Consider the following 20943-nt stretch of genomic DNA (forward strand, 5'->3'; position numbering starts at 1 on the left):
TCTCCCTGATTAACTTTCACAATAGATTTGCCACATTTGACGATAGGCATTTTCCACATTTTTAGTAAACTGACGTGCATTCCAAATCGGGGAAGTTTGTCTAGATTCATCTAATTTAGCGATAACTTTGCGTCTCAGGTTTTCATCCTTACCTAACTTAATCCCCCAGTCGATATACTCCTCATCACTCCAAGCAATACCCTCACTAATTCCCACATTAACCATTAAAGTATAACTATTTCTCGATGACCATTGTTGACCAACTTTTGTAACCAAAGGTATCCCCATCCACAGCACATCTAAAGTCGTCATTCCTCCCGTAAAAGGATAGGTATCTAAAACCACATCAGCTATTCTTAAATTTGCTCGATAAATTCCTGTGGGATAGAGGGGTAAGATTTTTAATCTCTCATAATTAATTCCTTCTTCCTCGGCAACTTTGAAAAATAATTTTTCCACTGATTTAGCATCACTTAACCCTTGAATACTCAAATAACTATTAGGAACTGCCTTTAAAATTTGTAGCTGAAGTCGAATAGTTTCAGGGTTACGTTTAACCCCCGTTTGTACGGTTAAGTAATTAATTGCATCCTCTGGAATCCCTAAATCATCTCTTCGGAGAGAGGGGTAAGCAACCTCGACACCATCCACACAAATATAGGAATTAGGTAAGCGCCAAATTTTTTCTCGGTAATATTCCTGTGCATCTGCTGGTAAAACGTAATTATCAGCAAGATAGTAATCAATTGCAGGAATTCCTGACGCATCAAAACCTAACCAAGTCACTTGTATTGGTGCGGGTTTAAGTGCCATGACTTGACAAGTTGTGTTATTAGTGATGCTGTCTAAATCCACCAAAATATCAATGTTATCTTGACTGATTCTTTCAGCAATCATTTGAGGATCGACAGGTAAATTATAGCAAGCATTTACCTGATTTCTAAAACAATTTTCAGTGATAAAATCTTCTTGTTGAGATACTAAATATAAGGAGACATGAAACTCATTATAGTCATGATACTTCATCAACCACCTAGAAATTAATCCGATAGAATGATTATATAAAGTATGGGCAATATAGCCAATTTTCAGAACTTTATTGGTATCCTTAATAGTCGATTTTTGCTGATAATTACAGTTAGAATTATTGCGAACATATTCCTGAAAAAGTTGACCAACACAATTACTAATATAACGGTTTTTTATTGGGTTATCTTCTAGGTAAGTTAGAGGGGATAAAATTGTTAGGGATGGTTTATCCAATAATCTGGGACATTCTCGATTAGCGATACTTTTTTGCAAGGATTCTGTATATTCTTCAACATCTGCCTTAATATCGACCCAATCACCACTAAATAATTTGACATAAAGAGCAATATAATCAGCGACAGCTTGAGAAGGCAAATCTCGACAGCTTGTTTTTAATTGACTAGCTACTTGCATAGCAGCAGCAAAATCTCGATTATCAAAATAACATTGATAAAGTTCAGCTAACAGGCAAATTTGCTCCGGTTCTACTGCTAAACAAGTATTAATAATATCAATAGCCAATGGTTTATTATTCATGGCTAGAGAAGTTACTTTAGCTTCTACTACTTTGATAAAAGTTTGTCGCTGACAGTTAGATTGAAATATTGCCTCTAAGTAAGGGACGGTTTCTGGTATCTGAGAATCGAGAAATTTTTCTAAAACTTCTTCCAATAAACTTAACTCTAGATTCTGGCAATTACTTGTTTTTAACACATCAACAAATAACCAAGCTTGTAACTGCTCTTTATCGAAATAATTCAAATTAATTGCTAATAAAATAAACCGCAGTAAATTATCAATATTATCGGGACTAATCTCGCGAATATGTCCTCGAATTAACCAACTGGTTTCTAAATTGCCTAACTCTAATTGTCGGCGCGCTTCCCCATCCAAAATATTGACTAAATCTGCTGTCCACAGCATCACCTCCTGTTCATCTCCTTGAGTGAAGACAAATAACCAAGTAGCTTGTGCTTCTTCTTCCCTAGCTTCCAAAAGATAGGCTAATCCTAAATACCAATAATGACTAATTTCTAAGGGTTCCTTTTCTATTAATTCTTGATAAAACTGGCTAACTTGCCAGAAATCCCCTTGGATAATTGCCGGTTCAACTTGGGAATGCCAAGACATAAGTATTTATCGTTAAGTGTCTCTACTAGCGTACCCAAATAGAAGCAAAATTTTTCTATATAAGTAAAATTTATCAGTTTCTCAGGGGTTGGGTTTTGGGGTGGTCACTGCGTGCGCGTTGCGGGGGGTGTTGGGGTTTTAGTTGAAATTCCCCATTCCCCCATTCCCCCATTCCCCCATTCCCCCATTCCCCCACTTCCCCACCCAGTTTCAACGCGTCCTAGCTTACCATCAATGTCAGCCAAGAGTCAGTCCCGATGAAAAAGTTTTCACCCCCACAGATGAAAGAGGTTTCCTTCCCTACACCCCACACCCTCTTTCAAGTCAGTTTTTTGAAAGCTTTTCTAAATAAACCAATAAATCGGCCATAGCTTGAGGATCGGGCTGAAATTTGGGCATTGGCGGGGTTTTACCACTAATTACCTGTTCAATCAGACTAATTCTCGATTTGCGATGGGAAACGTCCTCTAAACTTGGTCCGACGATGCCATCAGCAAACTGACCGTGACAAGCAGCACAGTTAATTTGAAAGATTTCGTAACCGCGACTGACATTACCTTGTAGGGATAACACCTCTTTAATGTAGGGATCCGACATCTTAGCCAGATGAAAAGCGATTAAAAAGGTGCTAATCAGCAACAAACCCACGATTATAACCATTAAGAGTCGATAAAGCCCGAATTTTGGTTTAAATAACTGACTATTCACGAAGGCCGCCGAAGGAAAGATGAGTTTCTCTTTACATTTTGCAACTTTTTGCCCCAAAATTCCACCGCCGCTGCTAGAGATAGGCAAATGGAGAATAATATAAGACAAAACTGCATCTTTTTCTAACCCTCTAGCAATGAACCTATTAACCAGACTGGAAGATTGGCCCTATATTATCCTACCTATCACCATCGTCCTCAGTTTCCTGCTGTTGGGATGGCTCGTAGAAAAGCGCGTTGTCAGTCAACTTTTATCGATTGCCAGAGAAAAAAACCTGCGTTTCTCGGAAGGGGTTTTACGTTCCCTTCGTGGATTAAGCATACTTTGGTTCGGACTTTTGGGTTTAAATATTGCCCTCTCCCTTCCCAATCTTCCCCTCTTTCCCTACCTGATTCTCCTGAGCAAAAAATTGCTGCTAGTGGCTTTTTTAGCTTCAGCTACTTGGGCTATTGCTCAATTATCCGTGGAAATATTACGAGTTTATACCACGGGAGATGATGGCATTTCTTCCCTAACTTCCCTATTTGAATTTCTCGCCAAAGTTCTGATTTTTAGCTGCGGTTTTTTGCTGATTTTAAGCTCGATTGGCATTTCGATAACTCCGATGCTTACTGCCTTTGGTATTGGGGGTGTTTCCCTCGGTTTAGCTCTCCAAAATACCCTAGCTAATTTAATGTCAGGGATTAATATTATCACTTCTAAAAAAGTTAGACCGGGAGATTATATTGAACTGAGAACGGGAGAAGCTGGTTATGTGCGAGATGTGGATTTAAGATGCACAGTCATCGAAGAAATTACCAATAATCTTTTGGTCATTCCCAATGCTCAGATCATTTCTTCTAGTTTCCGTAACTATAGTTTACCAGATCACTCCCTACTGATTCCCGTGGAAGTGGGCATTAGTTACGATAGTGACTTAGAAAAAGTCGAAAAAGTTACCCTAGAAGTTATGCAAGAAATCGCTCAGTTATTGCAACCTCACCTCGGTAACTATAAACCCTTGATTCTTTATGGTAAACTCGATTACTATAGCATTGTGCTAACAGTCTATCTCAAGGTGGTAGAAGAAGAATTTTTTCAACATCTCACCATTAAACACGAATTTATTAAACTCCTACACCGACGATATCAGCAAGAAGGAATTAAACTTCCCTATCCAATTCTTTTTCCCTATCCCCCCAGTAATCCCCCTAGTTAACCTCAATTTGCTATCGCAACAAACAATTTAAATGCGCGGACAACTTACAATTGATAATTCTCCTCAAAAAACTTACGAGTCATCGGTTGGGCAACTTCAATACCGTGGCCTTCTCCTAATAATTCTAGGGGTTTTCCTTCCACTTGAATCCAGACTTTGGCATTGGGATCCTCGGTAGTAGTAGTATAGATGATTTGTGCCAAACGACCGATTAACATATCAGGACCATCATCATTGCCAAACTCGCGCGAGAGATTAATCTTAATTCCCGTTTTATCTACTTTTAAATCCAGTAATTTAGTACCGGGGGGAATAGTAGTCATGTCCTGAGGATTACTTGGACCAGCTAATAGAATCTTCAATACTGCTGTTAACTCTCGGTCGTCGCTATCCGCTTTTTGAACGGTAATTTCTTGGGTGACTAATTGATTACCCGTATCGGTCACTTTTAACCAATAAACCTGTCGAGTTTCCCTAACAGGAATAGCTGCAGGAGTTGCTGTCGGACTTGTCTTCACTGGACCCGGAGAAACCGGTTCCACAATTGGTGATTGACTTATCGGCGCCGGACTGGGAGATTCAATCGGGTTTTCACTGGTTTTCTGGGAGGAAGATAGGTGATGGACGGCAAACCAAGCAGTGGCCCCACCAGCAGTAAATAAAGCGAGGCCGATACCAATTATCCAAGGCAAAGAGATTTTATCACTAGAGCGAGAACTAGGCATAATTCAGTTATCAGTTATCAGTTATCAGTTATCAGTTTTAAGTTATCAGTTATCAGTTTTAAGTTTTAAGTTTTAAGTGAGCAGTTATCAGTTTTAAGTGAGCAGTCGAACGCTTTTATTCTCCCCCCGCAACGCGCACGAAGTGGTCTCCCCACTTCCCCACTTCCCCACCACCCCACTTCATAATTGATAATTCATAATTCCCACTTCCGATCTCCTGTTTTCCGACCGTTAAATTTAATTGGGGTTCCTCGATCGAGGTTCAATGCTGCCAAAGGCGGCTATACTCAGCTTATCATCGTCGATCTGCAATTGGAGAAGGCGGGCGATAATTCCTTGTTTCTCGAAGTTTTTTAAATCTAACTGGGTGGATATACCCTCGGCAAACCCCTTGAGAAGGCGCGAGGAGATGCGACGACCATTAAGAGTGGCTGTGGGGTCAATAAGCTCGATTTTTCGCCCCTGCACTAGCTTAAATCCCACTTCTAAGCTCAGATCGAGGCTGGCTGCGGGACCGTCCGGCCCTTGGGTCTCTAGCTGCAGGCTGAGGGCGACTCGATTATTATTAAGAAAATTAAAATTTGCTTGACTAAGTTGATATTTTGTGCTATGCGATTCTTCCCTAGAGGGAATCAGATTATTAATCAGGGTCTGAATTTGTTCTTTGACCGCTGCTGATTGTAAAGCTTGATTAACATTAGTTTCCGTGAGGACAAGATGCAATGCTCCCGCAGCCGGTCGGCGCAAGGCGGCGGCTAAACTGCTGTTTTTTTGCTGTAATTGCCGCAAATCGAGGCTAATTGGCTCAGTTTCTAGCTCGATCTTCTCAATGCGAACATCAGCAAGGGGATAAATTCCCCGTGCGGAAATGCGAACTCGATCGATTTTGCCTTGCAGAACCTGATAATTGGGAGTATTATCGACCCTCACGGCTAATTGTTCCACTTTTTGGACTTGAGAGCGAAGGGTATGGGCTAAAACCGTATCAATAATTGCCCCTGCGGGAGTTAACAGGGTCAAAACACTAGCGAGAGTGATTGTTAGCCATTCCATCGCTCAATTACACCCATCCAGCTAAATTTTGCCAAGCATTAGTCAAAAGCTGACTTAACCAACGTCGTTGCACTTGATCTAAAATCGGGTCTTCTGCGAGAATTTCTTCAGTCAGATCATCGAGAGATTGACCCTGAGCGCGGGCCATTCTAATAATTCCCGCAATCACGGCAGCGATCATCTCCTCATCGACGGGACGCTGTCGGAGGGCGGCAATTTCTTCGGGGGTAGTCGGGATGGGATAATTCATAATCAGATGGGGTAGGCTGTGTATTAATCTAGGTATGTAAAGTTTTTTAAACTTTTTTCAGAAAACTTTTTGTGTAGTCTAGCGTAATCAGACGATTTTTGGGTGTAATAACTAAATCAAGATGAAAGAAATACTTTACAGAGAAATTCCGACTCCTGACTCGATCGCCGTTTGTCAGTGGTTACAATCCGATTGGCAACCCAGAAGCGGTGTCAAGACAAATACACCTAACGGGGTGAGATTGCGCTTATCGGAGGCGATCGAATTATCGATTTTTGTCTGGACGCTGCAACGGACTACTTATTTAAAAGTTTTCCGCTGGGGTGAGCGATCGCATGATCAAGAAACATCCCTGACTCGGCAGCTCGATCGAGCTTTACAAAAGCGTTTTCCGCCGCAGTTTAGCACGATACCAAATATCGATCAAAAAAATCACTCAATTTTTACAGATTTAGAAGCGGACTATCCCCTAACGGTTCACTACTTCCGCAAAATGCCCCAAGGAGAGGCAGACTTAGAACGTTTGTATTGGTGGGAAAAACGTTGGCGCGACAGTGCCAAAAATCCCCAACAACCGCAGCCGGTAATTTTCTCTAGCAGCGAGGAAAATAATCATCCCATCACCTACGACTTAATTTATATTGGTGGTGCCTTGGGGGCAATTCATGCGGCACAGATGGCCAAATTAGGTTATCGAGTCCTCCTAGTAGAAAGACTGCCTTTCGGACGGATGAATCGGGAATGGAATATCTCTCGATCGGAGTTTCAAAGTTTAATTAATTTAGGCCTATTTACGGCCGAAGAATTCGAGGAATTAATCTTCCAAGAATACATCGATGGCTTTAATAAGTTTTTTGATGGCAATAATCCCCCCCATCTGAAAGCCAAAATTCTCCATACTCCCACGGTTTTAAATATCGCCATTAATTCCGATAAATTGCTGCAATCCTGCGCTAAAAAAATACAGGATCATGGCGGTAAAATTCTCGATCAAACGGAATTTATTAAGGCTGACATTACCGCTAATAGTGTTACTGTCACCCTTAATCATGGTGGAGAAATTCAACAGATAAAAGGCCGTTTATTGATTGATGCCATGGGTTCCGCCTCTGCCATTGCTTGGCAATTAAACGGAGTGCGTGCCTTTGATAGTGTCTGTCCGACGGTGGGGGCAGTAGTAGAAGGATTCGATCCGGTGGTGTGGGATTCTCACTATGGTGATGTCTTAAATTCCCATGGCGATATTTCTAAAGGTAGGCAATTAATTTGGGAATTATTTCCGGGGGAAGGAAAAGAATTAACCTTTTATCTATTTCACTATCATCAAGTCCATCCCGATAACCCCGGTTCTCTGTTAGAAATGTACGAAGATTTCTTTACTATTCTGCCCGAATATCGACAGTGTGACCCAGAAAAATTAACTTGGAAAAAACCCACCTTTGGTTATATACCGGGGCATTTTAGCACAGGAAAAAAAGATCGAATTGTCTCCTTTGATCGCATTTTAGCCATCGGTGATGCCGCCTCCCTGCAATCACCCTTAATCTTTACTGGATTCGGTTCTTTGGTGCGTAATTTAGAGCGCTTAACCCATCTTTTGGATACGGCCTTAAAACACGATTTACTAACAGCTAAAGACCTAGAAAACGTGCGGGCATATCAAAGTAATGTGGCGGTAACTTGGTTATTTTCTAAAGGAATGATGGTTCCCACGGGAAAAACCTTACCCCCCCAAAGAATTAACGCCATGTTAAACACATTTTTCGGTTTATTGGCCGACGAACCGCCGGAGGTTTCTGAAACCTTTATTAAGGATAAAACCGATTGGTTGACCTTTAGCCGTTTAGCAATTAAAGCGGCCAGAAAAAACCCCACTTTACTGTTATGGATAGCAGAAATGGCCGGCAGTCAGGATTTAATTCGCTGGTTGGGTTCCTATCTCGATTTTAGCCTTGATGGAGTCAAAAATCTGCTTTTGGGTCCCTGGTTTCCCCAATGGTTAAAAAACTGGCAAAGCTGGCTAGAAAAAGACAATCCTCGCCTCTGGTTAAAGTTATTGAGTTTTAATTATGGCCTAAGACATTAAGTAGGAGACTCCGAGACAGCTATCAGGGATCAGATTTGAGTTTTTAGTTCACTGTTTGTGGAGTTAAGAAACTGTTGGAAAAGTTCAAGAATGCGCTTACCTAAAGGTTCTAACTGCGATGCAGATTTAAAATAGCCATCATCTTTTGGGCCACCGCTGCTGTTTGTTCCAGCATGGCAAAATGACCACAATCGGATAACTCAATGACGTTGCTGCCAGTTTCAAACAAGGGATGAAAACTGGCCAGATGGTTAACGTACTTAACTTCCATAATCGTATCCTCTTTCCCCGCCAGAAAATAGACCGGTTGCGGGAGACGGGAGACAATCTGGGGTAAAAGATGAACTTCGCTGATAGTAGTGGTTTCCAAAAGTGACCCTAGGGCCGCTTGGTAATCGGCCCGGACAAAATCAATCACGCGCTGTTTGCCCCATTTTTTACCTAGGGTTTGCTTGACCATCATCCGCGAGAATAAAACATCAATAAAGGGAACACGGGGCAACCAAGAGGGTCTTTTCTGTAAAATCTGTCTTCCAGCCTCCCGAAATCGCTCAAATTCCTCCTTTAGATAGATGCCACCGCCGGCATTCATACAGATTACCCCTTTAATCCGTTCAGGACAGCTATCCGCGGCCCACAAAGCAACACTACCACCGAGGGAATGACCAACTAACCAAGCAGCATCGAGGTTTAAGCGGTTAAGAAGGGTAATAACGTCTTGGGAGTAGGATTCAAGGTTATAACTGCTAGGAGGACTGTTAGAGGTGATTTTTTGGGAGTCGCCAAAGCCCCGGAGATCATAGACTAGACAGGGATAATCCGGGGAGAGAATATCTACCAAAGGCTGCCAGTAGTGACGACTCAGCAGCCAACCGTGTATAAAGACTAAAACTGGTTTATCCGCTTGGGGCGAAAATAACTCGTAACTGTGGGATACTCCCGATATGTCGATGGTAGGCATATAATCAATCTCAACCTAAGTTAAACCGTTGATAGGGGTTACTAGGGAAACTTCTCGAGAAAAATGGGTGTATTTAGCCTTGTTTACAGAGCAAAATCAGGGAAGCTTAGGATATTCCCTGATAGCTGATCAATCAATGCTATAGACAATTTCAAAAGCTTCTACTTTCAGTATAAAACACTGGGGATACCTCCCTAAAATAGGATGAAAACCCTAGACCAGGATTTATCTATGAAATGCGATCGCTTTTTGACTCTTTCCCTAGTGTTAAGTCTGGGATTAGTTTTTCCCCCCTCTTTACCCGCTCAGAATCCCCCCGCTACCACCTTTCAACCCGGTCCTTGGCAGCCTGTTGCTAGGGTGAATACGAGTCGTCCCGTGGAGATTAAAATCATCAATCAAACCGATATTGACCTCAATTATGACCTATCGGCCAATATTAATTCCTCTCCCCAATTATTATCTCCCGGTACGGAGACAACCCTAAAAGGTTTGGTAATTCCAGCATATATTCTGATTAATCGGGCTAATGCGGCGGCGGATCGCTATTCTTCTAGTTTAATCTATGCCGTAGAAGTCAATGATGATAATTTAGTCACGATTACTGTCACCAAAGTTCCGGGGAGTACCCCCGGTTATACCACCTTTAACATCAATCAACAGGGTGCTATTTATATTTACTAGCTCTAGCTTAAGCTGTTATGGAGCCGCCTCGATTGTTAATTAAGTTTACGGCTCTTTCTACCTCCTTTGGCTTCAGGATTTTAAAATTCGTCTTCTTGGGTAAGAATTGTCTTAATAGTCCCTTATTATGCTCGTTTATAGCAATTCCCATAGTGGTGAGGTACAGAGTCTTAGGTTTTGAGGAGTCTCCGAGTCAGGAGTCAGGAGTTAAGATTTTGGTGTACCTCATGAGATTGGGAAACGCTATATACTCTGTAAATTCGGTGGATATTATGATGGTTCGTGAACGATTTCATCGATAAATTCTTCTCTTTCCTCTTCGGTCATGGTATCCCAATCATAGCCGCATTCTTTCGCCACGATTCGAGCTTTGTCAATGGCGTAGTTAGACAAGGATTCCCATCGGTTCCACTGACTGAGGATGAGAATTTTATAAACTTCTCGTTGCTGTGCTTCGGGGAGTTGCTTGACTAATTCGATCGCTTGTTCGTTGCTTAAGGTTAATTTCGGCATAGTCCATTTTTAATTTAATTATAACCAGCTACTTATGCCTTAATCAATATCAATTTAATATCCTTGCCATCACACCAGAACATAGGGAGGCGCTGATTACCCTTCCTTTTTATCATAAAGACTCCTTCGATTGAGTATCGCGGGATCAACAGGATTTCAAGATTCTTCATCCGCAACGGGATCGATCACGAGTGCTTTAAATTCTGAGGCAGAAATTATAGTTGTCGCTCCTAAATTATCTACTTCTTCAAAGTCTTTATCACCTGTGATCAAAAAATCAGCATCACTCGCCATAGCACAAGCTAGAAATTTAGCATCCGATCGATCTCTGGGGAAATCAATAGTGCTGTGAACATCAATTAATCTAGGAACTGTATCGAAAACCTTATACCATTCTCTTATCACTCCCTCCGAAAGCTTAAACTTAGGACGGCTGACAACATCTTTATATTCAGTTAAAATAGCTTCGGAAACAATCCATTCGATTTTATTAGACTCGATCACGAATTGTATAACCGTTCTCGGCAACCTTCCTTTTAAAATTGCCGAGAGTAGAATATTCGTATCGATCACGACTTTCATTCGCCTCTCCGATAGGCTTCAATTTCTACGGCGATCTCTTCTTCGGTAATATCCTGAGTCCCGGGTAAGGATTGAGTTTTATCAAAGAGTTCTTTAACTTTTTGGCTTAAAGTCTGACGGTTTTGTTTGTCTGCTAAATTTAACAAAGCGTCTTTTAATAAATCTTCAATGCTGTTATAGTTTCCTGTCGCTAATTGAGAGTTAATTAATTGTTCTAATTCGGGATTTAAGGTAATATTCATGGTAAAATACACTCGGTATAATTCGGTGGATATTATGATGGTTACTGAACGATTTTATCGATAAATTCTTCTCTTTCGTCTTCCGTCATGGTATCCCAATCATAGCCGCGTTCTTTGGCTACGATTCTAGCTCTTTCTGCTCCTTCATTAAATACTGGTTCTAACTGTCTCCACTGACTGAGGATGAGAATTTTATAAACTTCCTGTTTCTGGTCTTCGGGGAGTTGTTTGACTAATTCGATAACTTGTTCGTTGCTTAAGGTTAAGTTCGGCATAGGTCGCTTCTAGACACCAGCATGATTAATCAGTTTAACACGTATCCCTAGCTGGCTCGTGGGTGGGGGGACTGATCGCTAACGGGAAAAGTCATGATCTAGAAATTCTTGAATCGTTAAAATTGGGATTTCTCGAAATGGATTTAAAACTAATAGATCAGAATCGCCGCTTACAATACAGGTAGCTTGACCATCGGTCGCTAGTTCTAAATACTGATTATCTTTCTCATCTCTACAAACCTTGATTTGCTCTCGAATCACGACAATTTCCGCGGTTCTTTCTATCGCCGTTATAAATAGCCGCCTTTTTGCTGAGGAGGCATATCTATCGAATTTGGGACGATTGAAAACAGTTATCAATTCTAACAAAGTAGATTCGGACATTAAAAGCTTGCCGATATTTTGGGCTTTGTCTAATGCCTGACGAGCTTTGCCGTTTTTCGACAGAAGCGCGCTTACTAAAACGTTGGTATCGAGAATAAAAGAATATTCAAGGCTCATTTAGTAAAGATTCTAAAATTTCGGGGGTTAATCCTCTAGCTTCCGCCTCATCACTAATTTCGTCCATTAGTTTTCTCAAGAAATCGATATCGCTGTTAACTGGCTTTCTAATTAGCAAATCGACAAGAACCCGGACGCGTTCTTGTTCCTCCGGGGATGCGGATTGATAGACTTCTGCCGCTTCGGGACTGACTTCGATCGAAATTTTGCTCATATTATTAAGGCTCATCCTTGCTGTGCTTCGGGGAGTTGTTTGACTAATTCGATAACTTGTTCGTTGCTTAAGGTTAAGTTCGGCATAGGTCGCTTCTAGACACCAGCATGATTAATCAGTTTAACACGAGTCATTAATGGAGAGGGTTTTCGGTTCGCCTATCCCTTCCGGGCTTCGATCGGTTAGAATCGAGAAATTATCGGCCTAGAAAGTCCTTTCATCTTCCCGCTTGCCGTAAAATTATATCTTTAACTAAATGGTGATCGCTAATTAATTATCGTAGTAAAGCTTGAAAACCTGCTTGAATAAAATGAACATCTGAAGTTAAAGCGTCGGTAATTTGATTTTCTTCCATAACAATAAAAGAAAAACAATCTACTAATCCCCAGCTTTTATCAGATCTTGATTCGTAGAGCTTTAAGCCTTTTTGAAAAAGAGTAGAAGTGATAGTAACAACGAATAAATTATCGGTTTGATAGCATTGCTTGATAAAGGCAGAAACCTTAGGACGATTGTAATGACCAAGAGCATTACCAACCTCCATAAAAATGGCTTCAGTAACCCAAACTGCTGTTGCATTTTTTACATAGGGGAGGAACTGCATAGCAATTTGATGATATTGATCATGAGGATTGAGAATTGCTTGGATAAAGACCGTATCTAAAAAAAGTTTGGACTTATTCATCGCTTATATTTCTTTTGGGAGTATCATATAAATAATGATCGTGTTCCCTTGACCAATCTTCTGGAGCTTCATAGGTGCCAGCCATTTCTTCTAACAGTTCCCAAGCATTTTTATGGTTATTTTCTAATGGATCTTCCCGAGAAATAATTTGGATGATGTAATGGGTATTAGGTTCTAATTCAATCTTTTCTTCGGGACGGAAAACCATTCCATCATAACTAACTCGTAGATTTTTTATCATAATGGATTGTTGAGAAGTAATTCGATTACGGCCTACACAGTGCCTTAAGGCTAGTGTAACACACCCTCTCAACTATAACTACCGCACGATCGCACCCTCTTCTAGATGCCGATATTCTGCTAAAGATGGGAAAATATCAGTCCTGTAGAGTCAAGGTCGATCCTCGTGGGTGGGGAAACGGAGGGAATTTTCGGCCATGGTGATAACAGTAATCGTTTTTCCCAACCTATCGAAAAACTCGACACTATAACCCCTTTCTAATCCCTCGATTTGATGTTTTTCTACCAATTTCCCACGTCTCCTGCGGATAATCTTTCTTCGGGAATATCTTTTAATAAAATCCCATTGAGTAAAGTTCATAATTGATGGTTATTATTTCGATCTAAAAAGTCCAGAAAATCTTTTGCTTTTACGATCTGAATATTTTGATATTCAACCAGTGAAAGAAGATGTTTGTCTCCCGTGATAATATGGGTAGCCTTGCCAGCGATCGCACATTCTATGATCATATCGTCATCGGGATCGTTGGGAACGGCTCTCAGTGTTCCACCTATAGAAACAATGCTAGAAGCCTCACAAATTTCCTCAATGTATTTTCTAACTCGTTCTTCAGGAAATTTGATTTTTAGTAGCAGTTTTTCGGATAATTCCTGTAAAATTTCTGGACAAGTGACCGATCGAATCAGTTTGCTTTGGGCTAGGGAAAAACAACTATTCGGGCTACCGCTTTTAGAAAGCGCAGCAGATATGAGAATATTTGTGTCGAAGACAACAGTATAAATCACTACTTCTCATGAACGATTTCATCGATAAATTCTTCTCTTTCGTCTTCCGTCATGGTATCCCAATCGTAGCCGCGTTCTGCTGCGACGATTTTTGCCTGTTGGCTTCCGTAATCGGTTATAGCTTCCATATTTCCCCACTGACGCTGGATGAGGAATCTAAATAGTTCCTGTTGCTGTGCTTCGGGGAGTTGTTTGACTAATTCGATCACTTGTTCGTTGCTTAAGGTTAAGTTTGGCATAGGTCGCTTCTAGACACCAGCATGATTAATCAGTTTAACACGAGTCCTTAATGGAGAGGGTTTTCGGTTCGCCTATCCCTTCTCTGCGTCGATCAGTTAGAATCGAGAAATTATAACAAATCTGGTTATTTTTGCATGAGTAGAAAACGGGTTTCTCGGAGAAACCCGTTTTCTGTGCGTTACTCAACGGATTTAGTATTATCGGCCTAGAAAGTCCTTTCATCTTCCCGCTTGCCGTAAAATTATGATTGTCTCTCTCCAAGAAGCTCAAGCCAAACTGCCCGAACTGATATACAATCTCAAACTAGGGGAAGAATTGTTAATTACCGATAATAATTTCCCACTGGCAAAATTAATCGGACAATCCTAGATGCCGATATTCTGCTAAAGATGGGAAAATATCAGTCCTTTAGGGTCAAGGTCGATCCTCGTGGGTGGGGAAACGGAGGGAATTTTCGGCCATGGTGACAACAGTAATCGTTTTTCCCAACATATCGAAAAATCCGACACTATACCCCGTTTCTAATCCCTCGATTTGATGTTTTTCTACCAATGTCCCCACGTCTCCCACGGATAATCCTTCTTCGGGAATGTCTTGTGATAAAATCACATTGGAGTAAAGTTCATAAATTGCGTTCATTAATTTCTCTTGTTTTCAATAAATTCTTTCCTATCTCGCTCGTATTAATCTATCATTTTTTAACGTCAGATGGTGACTTTCTTAATGGGCTTAATGGATCCATAAATTTTTCGGATGGTGACTTTCTTAATGGGCTTAATGGATCCATAAATTTTTCGGATGGTGACTTTCTTAATGGGCTTAATGGATCCATAAATTTTTCGGATGGTAACTTTCCTACTATATCCATCAATTTTTCGATGGGATATTGTCTAGCTTTTATAGAATTTGCTTCTTCTTGTATTAATCCTACTTCTTCAGGAGTTAATATCAGTCCTTCAAGTTTCTGCTCCGCGTTCTCGATTGTTTCAATTAAGTCTCGGTATATTTCTTGGGTCACACTTAAGTCGTCATTGGTAAAAAGATTATTATGAGCTACTTTGTTTCTGGTTTTATACAGTTTCTCCCAATTAGATTGAAACTTTCTGTATTTAAATGATTCCTTAAAAAACTTATCATAGTTGCTTTTAATTTCTTCTTTTAATTTACGAATTGCCTCGGGAGTTTCTTCAAGCATATCAATTTTTTTAATTAAATCCTCTTTGGTTATACAACCAGATGAAAGCTTGTATATAAACTCACCTAAATCATCAAAATCTATCAGATAGAGTTGATTGTCAATATGGATTGCAAATTCTTTTTCATTATTTTTTCTGTCAATAACTTTCTTGATAAAATCTTGGGGGGCTTCCGTTTTCCACCAATTCACTCCTATCTTGGTTGTCATGAATTTCGTTATGTAGGCTCTTAAATGGTTTTCCACACGATAAATATAAGGATAAATTTGAACAGCAATCTGTTCAGAAATTTCGTCTTTTACTATATACAGTGTTTCTAATTTTTGTTCTTTGAAAAAATTTAAAATTGGAATACGTTGAGGTTCTAAACAACCATATTCTCCCTTTACAACAATTGAAAAACCTGTAATACATTTATCTTTGCTGTCTTGAGCAAATTTAATTGGATTTACTGTAATTTCTATAAAATTATCCTTGATTTGGCGATTGTTACAATCTATTTGTGGTGTTCCCTTCCAAAATGAATCATTCGAGGCGAGAAGATAGAGTAAATTATCAGGAGTTTTGATATGAGATTGATTAGAAGTGTCAAATGCAAAAATTTCAAAGGTGAGAAAATTGTTTTGTGTGTCCATTGGAATGACAGGAGTTAGGTCTATAAACAACATCTAACCTCTATTTTAACTTGTCTATTGAAAAAAAAGGGGCTTATTCAGCCCCCCATGAAACTCTAACTACCGCCAATCCTTGCCACATCGCGGGCGTTGGCTTCAAAAGCCGCATCGAGAGCAGAATCGCCGGTTAAACCGGAATCTAACGCCTCTTTAATACACTGCAACATCCGCTTATAATCCTTGGGCATTACTTTAACAAACTTGGGCAACATTTCCGACCAATTTGCTAAAACCAGTGCCGCTTTTTGACTTTGGGTGTAATCAGCATGGCGTTGAATTAACTCGCGTAAATCGTCGATTTCTTCCCCTTCTAGTGCCTCTAAAGCTACCATTTGGGTATTGCAACGAGTGGCGAAATCCCCCGACTCATCGAGGACGTAGGCGACACCACCACTCATCCCGGCGGCGAAATTGCGACCGGTAGGCCCTAAAACAACGACTTTACCCCCCGTCATATACTCGCAAGCGTGGTCGCCAACGGCCTCAACTACGGTATTAACTCCAGAATTGCGGACACAGAAACGTTCCCCAGCAACCCCGGAAATATACACCTCACCACTGGTTGCACCGTATAAAGCCACATTACCGATGATAATATTCTCCTCGGCCACAAAAGTGGAACCTTTGGGCGGATAAACGATGATTTTGCCACCGCTTAAACCCTTGCCCACATAATCATTGGCATCTCCCTCTAACTCCAGTGTCACCCCTTTGGGAACAAAAGCACCGAAACTCTGCCCCGCGCTGCCCTGAAAATGGAGATGTACGGTATCTTCGGGTAAACCCTCCCAGTGACGTTTAGTGATTTCGTTGCCTAAAATCGTCCCCACCACGCGGTTAATATTTTTAATCGGTAGTGTCGCCTTGACTTTTTCGCCTTTTTCAATGGCATCTTTGCATAAATCCAGTAAAACGGTTATATCCAAGGACTTATCTAAACCGTGGTCCTGGGGAATCTGACAATAACGCCCTACCTCTGCATCTACCTCCGGTTGATAGAGAATCGGAGTTAGGTCAATTCCTTTCGCTTTCCAATGTTCTACAGCCTGTTTCGGCTCTAATACATCAGTTCGCCCCACCATTTCATTTAAGCTGCGGAATCCCAATTCGGCCATAATTTCCCGCACTTCCTGGGCGATAAATTTCATGAAATTCACCGTATATTCGGGATCCCCGATGAAATTCTGCCGTAATAACGGATCCTGAGTCGCTACCCCCGCCGGACAGGTATTAAGATGACAAACCCGCATCATAATACAGCCCAACGTCACCAGTGGCGCGGTCGAAAAACCGAATTCTTCGGCCCCCAATAGGGTTGCTACCACCACATCGCGCCCAGTTTTCATCTGGCCATCGGTTTCCACCGCAATGCGACTGCGAAGATTATTTAACACCAATGTTTGATGGGTTTCTGCTAGTCCCAACTCCCAGGGTAAACCTGCGTGTTTAATCGAGGTTTGGGGTGAAGCACCGGTCCCACCATCGAAACCAGAGATTAAAACCACGTCAGCGTGAGCTTTAGCGACTCCGGCGGCGATTGTGCCGACTCCCACCTCAGAAACCAGTTTTACGCTCACTCTGGCCGCACGATTGGCATTTTTTAGGTCATGAATCAACTCCGCTAGGTCTTCAATGGAGTAGATATCGTGGTGGGGTGGGGGAGAAATTAAACCGACTCCGGGGGTGGAGTGACGGACTTTGGCAATCCAAGGATAGACTTTTTTACCCGGTAATTGACCGCCTTCCCCCGGTTTTGCCCCCTGGGCCATTTTTATCTGCAATTCTCGCGCTTGGGAGAGGTAAAGACTGGTGACACCAAAACGGCCGGAAGCCACCTGTTTAATGGCACTATTTTTCGAGTCTCCCCGTTCATTTGTCCAAGTGTAGCGCTCGGAATCTTCGCCCCCTTCCCCGGTGTTCGACTTGCCACCGATACGATTCATGGCAATAGCGAGGGATTCGTGGGCCTCTTTGGAAATGGAACCGTAACTCATGGCCCCGGTTTTAAAGCGTTTCATAATCGCTTCAATCGGTTCCACTTCTTCGATGGGGATACTTTCCCGGTTTTTAAAGGTTAATAGTCCCCGCAGGGTGAAGAATTTTTGATTTTGTTGGTTGACCAGTTGGGAATATTTCTTAAAGAGGTCGTATTTGCCCAATTTTACCGCTTGTTGCAGGGTATGAATGGTTTCTGGGCTAAAAAGATGGGCTTCCCCGTCCTTACGCCATTGATATTCACCGCCAATATCGAGGGTATGCACATTAACATCCCGGTCGGGGAAAGCGTGGCCGTGTCTGAGTAGGGATTCTTTGGCAATAATTTCTAAATCGGCCCCTTCAATGCGGGAAGCTGTCCAAGTAAAATAGCGATCGACTACCGATCGATTTAAGCCGATAGCCTCGAATATTTGCGCCCCACGGTAGCTTTGCAGGGTAGAAATGCCAATTTTAGAGGCCACTTTAATTACGCCCTTGGTGGCGGCTTTTATGTAGTTTTTACAGGCGGTCTGGTGGTCAACTCCTACCAATAAACCTTCCTCGATCATACTGCCGAGGGTGGCAAAGGCTAGATAGGGATTAATCGCACCGCAACCATAACCGAGGAGAAGGGCGTAGTGATGTACTTCCCGGGGTTCGCCGGATTCCAAGACAAGACCGACTCTGGTGCGGGTTCCCTGCCGGATGAGATGATGGTGTAAACCAGCAACCGCCAGCAGTGAGGGAATCGGGGCGTGATTTTTATCGATACCTCGATCGCTTAAAATAATAATACTCGCGCCCGCTAAAATTGCCTCGTCCACCTCTTGACAAATTGCCTCAATTGTGCTACGCATTCCCTCGACTCCCGAAGTGGGATCGAAGAGAATGGGAATAGTCACGGTTTTAAATTCGCTATTGCCCTGTAAACGCGCTAATTGGGCGTTAGTGAGGATGGGAGAGTTAAGTTTAATCAGGTGACAGCTTTCCGGCTGCGGATCCAAGAGATTTCTCTCCGCACCGATAGTGGTGATGGGAGAGGTGATAATTTCTTCGCGAATCGAGTCAATCGGGGGGTTAGTGACTTGGGCGAATAACTGCTGAAAGTAATCATAAAGCAGTTTTGGGCGATCGGACAAGACGGCTAGGGGTGTATCGGAACCCATGGAACCCACTGCTTCCACTCCATCCCGGCCCATGGGAGCTAATAAAAGACGTAATTCCTCAAAAGTGTAACCGAAAGCGGTTTGCTGTTGAATTAGGGAAACAGCAGTTTCCGGTGGAGCAGTTTCCACCGCCGGTAAATCATCTAAATTGACTAAATTTTCGTTTAACCACTGGCGATAGGGATGAGCTTTGGCAATAGCTTCTTTTATCTCCTCATCGGCCACGATACGACCTTCTTTCATATCCACAAGGAACATCCGGCCGGGTTGCAGACGACCTTTAAAAGCGACGCGTTCCGGTTCAATGGGTAAAACACCCGCTTCCGATGCCATAATTACTAGGTCATCCTTGGTGACGTAGTAACGGGAAGGACGTAAACCATTGCGGTCCAACACTGCTCCCATCATCGTACCATCGGTAAAAGCGATCGAGGCTGGACCATCCCAGGGTTCCATCAAACAGGAATGGTATTCATAGAAAGCTTTTTTCTCATCACTCATTGATTCGTGGGCTGCCCAGGGTTCAGGAATCATCATCATGACAGCGTGAGGAAGAGAACGCCCCGATAAAACCATTAATTCTAGGGCATTATCAAAAATTAAGGAGTCACTACCCTCGATATTAATAACCGGCTGGATTTTTTTGATGTCTTCCCCGAACAAGGGTGAGGCAAACATCGACTGACGGGCGTGCATCCAGTTAATATTACCTCGCAGGGTATTAATTTCGCCATTGTGGGCAATATAACGGTAGGGGTGGGCGCGTTCCCAACTGGGGAAGGTATTGGTACTAAAACGGGAATGGACTAATCCTAAAGCGCTTTGAAAGTCGGGGTCGTGTAAATCAGGGAAATAGTCACCCACCTGTACCGGCATTAATTGCCCTTTATAGACAATGGTACGACTAGAAATACTGCAAGGATACCAGTAACGATTAAAGGATTGACGACTGAGGTGGGAACGCTTGCGAATAACGTATAATTTGCGTTCAAAGGCCAGATCATCGCTTAAATTGGCATCGCGTTCGATAAAAACCTGTTCGATAAAGGGTTCGGTAGATCTGGCCGAATTGCCTAAACTAGAGTTATCCGTGGGAACATCACGCCAACCGAGAACTTTTAACCCCTCTTCGGCGGCGATTTTCTCGAATTCCTGGCGACTTTTCCCGCGAATTTCGGCATCAGGGGCAGTGTAGAGCATTCCTACCCCGTATTGTCCCGCTGCTGGTAAGGTAAAACCTAGATTGCTGGTCACTTTCCGGAAAAATAGGTCAGGGATTTGGCACAAAATACCCGCCCCATCTCCGGTATTTTTTTCCGCACCGCACGCGCCACGGTGATCGAGGTTTAGTAGAATTGTCAAGGCCTGTTCAACAATATCGTGGGACTTTTTACCGGTTTTATGAACGATAAAACCGACACCACAAGCATCATGTTCAAATTGGGGATCGTATAGTCCTTGTTTCCGTGGAGTTTGATTGTTATTCATTTTGTCTAATAGCCTAGCAGTCTGGAAGGGAAGGGCCTAGAGGGTGAGCCAGAGTAGCGATTCTAGGTATATCAATTCTGTATCCAGACTGGACCTTCGGTCTTATATCTTAAGGAAATGTTTCGATGTGACAAGGGTTCCTCTCGCTGCTTTACCCCCTGATCGAGATCGCTTTTCCGATACAAGTTTGATCGCTCCTATCTCACCGTTCGCTCATTTTTTCGAGTAAGAGAGTGTCAAACAGGTTGAAAAGCTTACCCAATAAAGGATTCAGCGACCCAGACTGACTCGGGTTCATCCCGAAGCAAAGTAAGTGGTAGTATAAATAGACTCCTCTAC

24 protein-coding genes and 1 pseudogene are annotated in these 20943 nt (G+C 42.2%); 4 read left to right on the plus strand and 21 right to left on the minus strand.

The genetic code is table 11. From position 1 onward, the window contains the following. Positions 1-9: 9 nt before the first annotated feature. Positions 10-2160 (minus strand): O-linked N-acetylglucosamine transferase, SPINDLY family protein, encoded by a 2151-nt coding sequence (locus IM515_RS07370; protein ID WP_287628574.1) that lies wholly within the window; start codon positions 2158-2160, stop codon positions 10-12. 324 nt (positions 2161-2484) lie between these two features. Continuing rightward, positions 2485-2976, minus strand: coding sequence for a c-type cytochrome (locus tag IM515_RS07375; RefSeq protein WP_425589502.1), 492 nt, complete (start codon positions 2974-2976; stop codon positions 2485-2487). Positions 2977-3004: 28 nt separating this feature from the next. On the opposite strand from IM515_RS07375, the gene IM515_RS07380 reads away from it, so the two are divergent. Continuing rightward, a complete protein-coding gene (locus IM515_RS07380; RefSeq protein ID WP_287628576.1) occupies positions 3005-4066 on the plus strand; it encodes a mechanosensitive ion channel family protein in 1062 nt (353 codons plus the stop codon). Between the two features lie 44 nt (positions 4067-4110). On the opposite strand, the gene IM515_RS07385 is transcribed toward IM515_RS07380, so the two are convergent. From IM515_RS07385 to IM515_RS07395, 3 genes are all read right to left on the minus strand, one after another. After that, positions 4111-4791: a GerMN domain-containing protein gene (locus IM515_RS07385; RefSeq protein WP_287628577.1), complete on the minus strand. Its 681-nt coding sequence runs from the start codon at positions 4789-4791 to the stop codon at positions 4111-4113. Positions 4792-5028: 237 nt separating this feature from the next. Next, positions 5029-5844: an LmeA family phospholipid-binding protein gene (locus tag IM515_RS07390; RefSeq protein WP_287628578.1), complete on the minus strand. Its 816-nt coding sequence runs from the start codon at positions 5842-5844 to the stop codon at positions 5029-5031. A 7-nt stretch (positions 5845-5851) separates the two neighbouring features. Next, on the minus strand, positions 5852-6094 hold the full coding sequence (locus IM515_RS07395; protein WP_002763591.1) for a hypothetical protein: 243 nt from the start codon (positions 6092-6094) through the stop codon (positions 5852-5854). A 121-nt stretch (positions 6095-6215) separates the two neighbouring features. Between IM515_RS07395 and IM515_RS07400 the strand changes: the two genes are divergently transcribed. Beyond that, on the plus strand, positions 6216-8180 hold the full coding sequence (locus IM515_RS07400; RefSeq protein WP_287628579.1) for an FAD-dependent monooxygenase family protein: 1965 nt from the start codon (positions 6216-6218) through the stop codon (positions 8178-8180). Positions 8181-8289: 109 nt separating this feature from the next. On the opposite strand, the gene IM515_RS07405 is transcribed toward IM515_RS07400, so the two are convergent. Further along, positions 8290-9141 (minus strand): alpha/beta fold hydrolase, encoded by an 852-nt coding sequence (locus IM515_RS07405; protein ID WP_002766855.1) that lies wholly within the window; start codon positions 9139-9141, stop codon positions 8290-8292. Positions 9142-9372: 231 nt separating this feature from the next. Between IM515_RS07405 and IM515_RS07410 the strand changes: the two genes are divergently transcribed. Continuing rightward, the gene (locus tag IM515_RS07410; RefSeq protein ID WP_002766854.1) at positions 9373-9825 is read left to right on the plus strand and encodes a hypothetical protein; all 453 of its coding nucleotides are present in this window, start codon (positions 9373-9375) and stop codon (positions 9823-9825) included. A 28-nt stretch (positions 9826-9853) separates the two neighbouring features. Here the strand turns inward: IM515_RS07410 and IM515_RS07415 are convergent. The 12 genes and pseudogenes from IM515_RS07415 to IM515_RS07470 form a co-directional block, all read right to left on the minus strand. Continuing rightward, positions 9854-9964: pseudogene (locus IM515_RS07415) on the minus strand (IS30 family transposase); the annotation flags it as partial. Positions 9965-10095: 131 nt separating this feature from the next. Further along, positions 10096-10338: a hypothetical protein gene (locus IM515_RS07420; RefSeq protein WP_287628580.1), complete on the minus strand. Its 243-nt coding sequence runs from the start codon at positions 10336-10338 to the stop codon at positions 10096-10098. Between the two features lie 156 nt (positions 10339-10494). Then, a complete protein-coding gene (locus IM515_RS07425; protein ID WP_287628581.1) occupies positions 10495-10920 on the minus strand; it encodes a putative toxin-antitoxin system toxin component, PIN family in 426 nt (141 codons plus the stop codon). Then, positions 10917-11162, minus strand: a complete 246-nt coding sequence (locus IM515_RS07430) for a ribbon-helix-helix domain-containing protein (RefSeq protein WP_287628582.1) — start codon at positions 11160-11162, stop codon at positions 10917-10919. The genes IM515_RS07425 and IM515_RS07430 overlap by 4 nt, the downstream gene beginning before the upstream one ends. Before the next feature lie 41 nt (positions 11163-11203). Beyond that, entirely contained in the window at positions 11204-11437 is a 234-nt protein-coding gene (locus IM515_RS07435) for a hypothetical protein (RefSeq protein WP_287628583.1), read from the minus strand. Between the two features lie 78 nt (positions 11438-11515). Beyond that, a complete protein-coding gene (locus IM515_RS07440; protein WP_287628585.1) occupies positions 11516-11938 on the minus strand; it encodes a putative toxin-antitoxin system toxin component, PIN family in 423 nt (140 codons plus the stop codon). Further along, a complete protein-coding gene (locus IM515_RS07445) occupies positions 11928-12152 on the minus strand; it encodes a C2H2-type zinc finger protein (RefSeq protein ID WP_002748889.1) in 225 nt (74 codons plus the stop codon). The genes IM515_RS07440 and IM515_RS07445 overlap by 11 nt, the downstream gene beginning before the upstream one ends. Positions 12153-12426: 274 nt before the next feature. Beyond that, a complete protein-coding gene (locus tag IM515_RS07450; protein ID WP_287628586.1) occupies positions 12427-12837 on the minus strand; it encodes a type II toxin-antitoxin system VapC family toxin in 411 nt (136 codons plus the stop codon). Then, the gene (locus IM515_RS07455) at positions 12830-13078 is read right to left on the minus strand and encodes a hypothetical protein (protein WP_002738017.1); all 249 of its coding nucleotides are present in this window, start codon (positions 13076-13078) and stop codon (positions 12830-12832) included. Before IM515_RS07455 ends, IM515_RS07450 begins: the two co-directional genes overlap by 8 nt. A gap of 150 nt (positions 13079-13228) precedes the next feature. Then, the gene (locus IM515_RS07460) at positions 13229-13438 is read right to left on the minus strand and encodes a hypothetical protein (RefSeq protein ID WP_287628587.1); all 210 of its coding nucleotides are present in this window, start codon (positions 13436-13438) and stop codon (positions 13229-13231) included. Next, complete coding sequence (locus IM515_RS07465) at positions 13435-13863, minus strand: putative toxin-antitoxin system toxin component, PIN family (RefSeq protein WP_287628588.1); 429 nt, start codon at positions 13861-13863, stop codon at positions 13435-13437. Before IM515_RS07465 ends, IM515_RS07460 begins: the two co-directional genes overlap by 4 nt. Next, positions 13863-14102: a hypothetical protein gene (locus IM515_RS07470; protein ID WP_002750644.1), complete on the minus strand. Its 240-nt coding sequence runs from the start codon at positions 14100-14102 to the stop codon at positions 13863-13865. Before IM515_RS07470 ends, IM515_RS07465 begins: the two co-directional genes overlap by 1 nt. Before the next feature lie 244 nt (positions 14103-14346). On the opposite strand from IM515_RS07470, the gene IM515_RS07475 reads away from it, so the two are divergent. Further along, complete coding sequence (locus IM515_RS07475; RefSeq protein ID WP_287628589.1) at positions 14347-14472, plus strand: type II toxin-antitoxin system Phd/YefM family antitoxin; 126 nt, start codon at positions 14347-14349, stop codon at positions 14470-14472. A gap of 45 nt (positions 14473-14517) precedes the next feature. Here IM515_RS07475 and IM515_RS07480 read toward each other — a convergent pair whose 3' ends face one another. The 3 genes from IM515_RS07480 to gltB form a co-directional block, all read right to left on the minus strand. Further along, positions 14518-14742, minus strand: coding sequence for a DUF4926 domain-containing protein (locus IM515_RS07480; protein WP_287628590.1), 225 nt, complete (start codon positions 14740-14742; stop codon positions 14518-14520). Between the two features lie 52 nt (positions 14743-14794). Then, positions 14795-15967 (minus strand): Swt1 family HEPN domain-containing protein, encoded by a 1173-nt coding sequence (locus IM515_RS07485; protein ID WP_287697944.1) that lies wholly within the window; start codon positions 15965-15967, stop codon positions 14795-14797. Positions 15968-16029: 62 nt separating this feature from the next. After that, positions 16030-20604 (minus strand): glutamate synthase large subunit, encoded by a 4575-nt coding sequence (gene gltB / locus IM515_RS07490; RefSeq protein ID WP_287628593.1) that lies wholly within the window; start codon positions 20602-20604, stop codon positions 16030-16032. Positions 20605-20943 lie beyond the last annotated feature (339 nt).

It is taken from the genome of Microcystis sp. M44BS1, from assembly GCF_020244875.1.
GTDB classification, from domain to species: Bacteria; Cyanobacteriota; Cyanobacteriia; order Cyanobacteriales; family Microcystaceae; genus Microcystis; species Microcystis panniformis.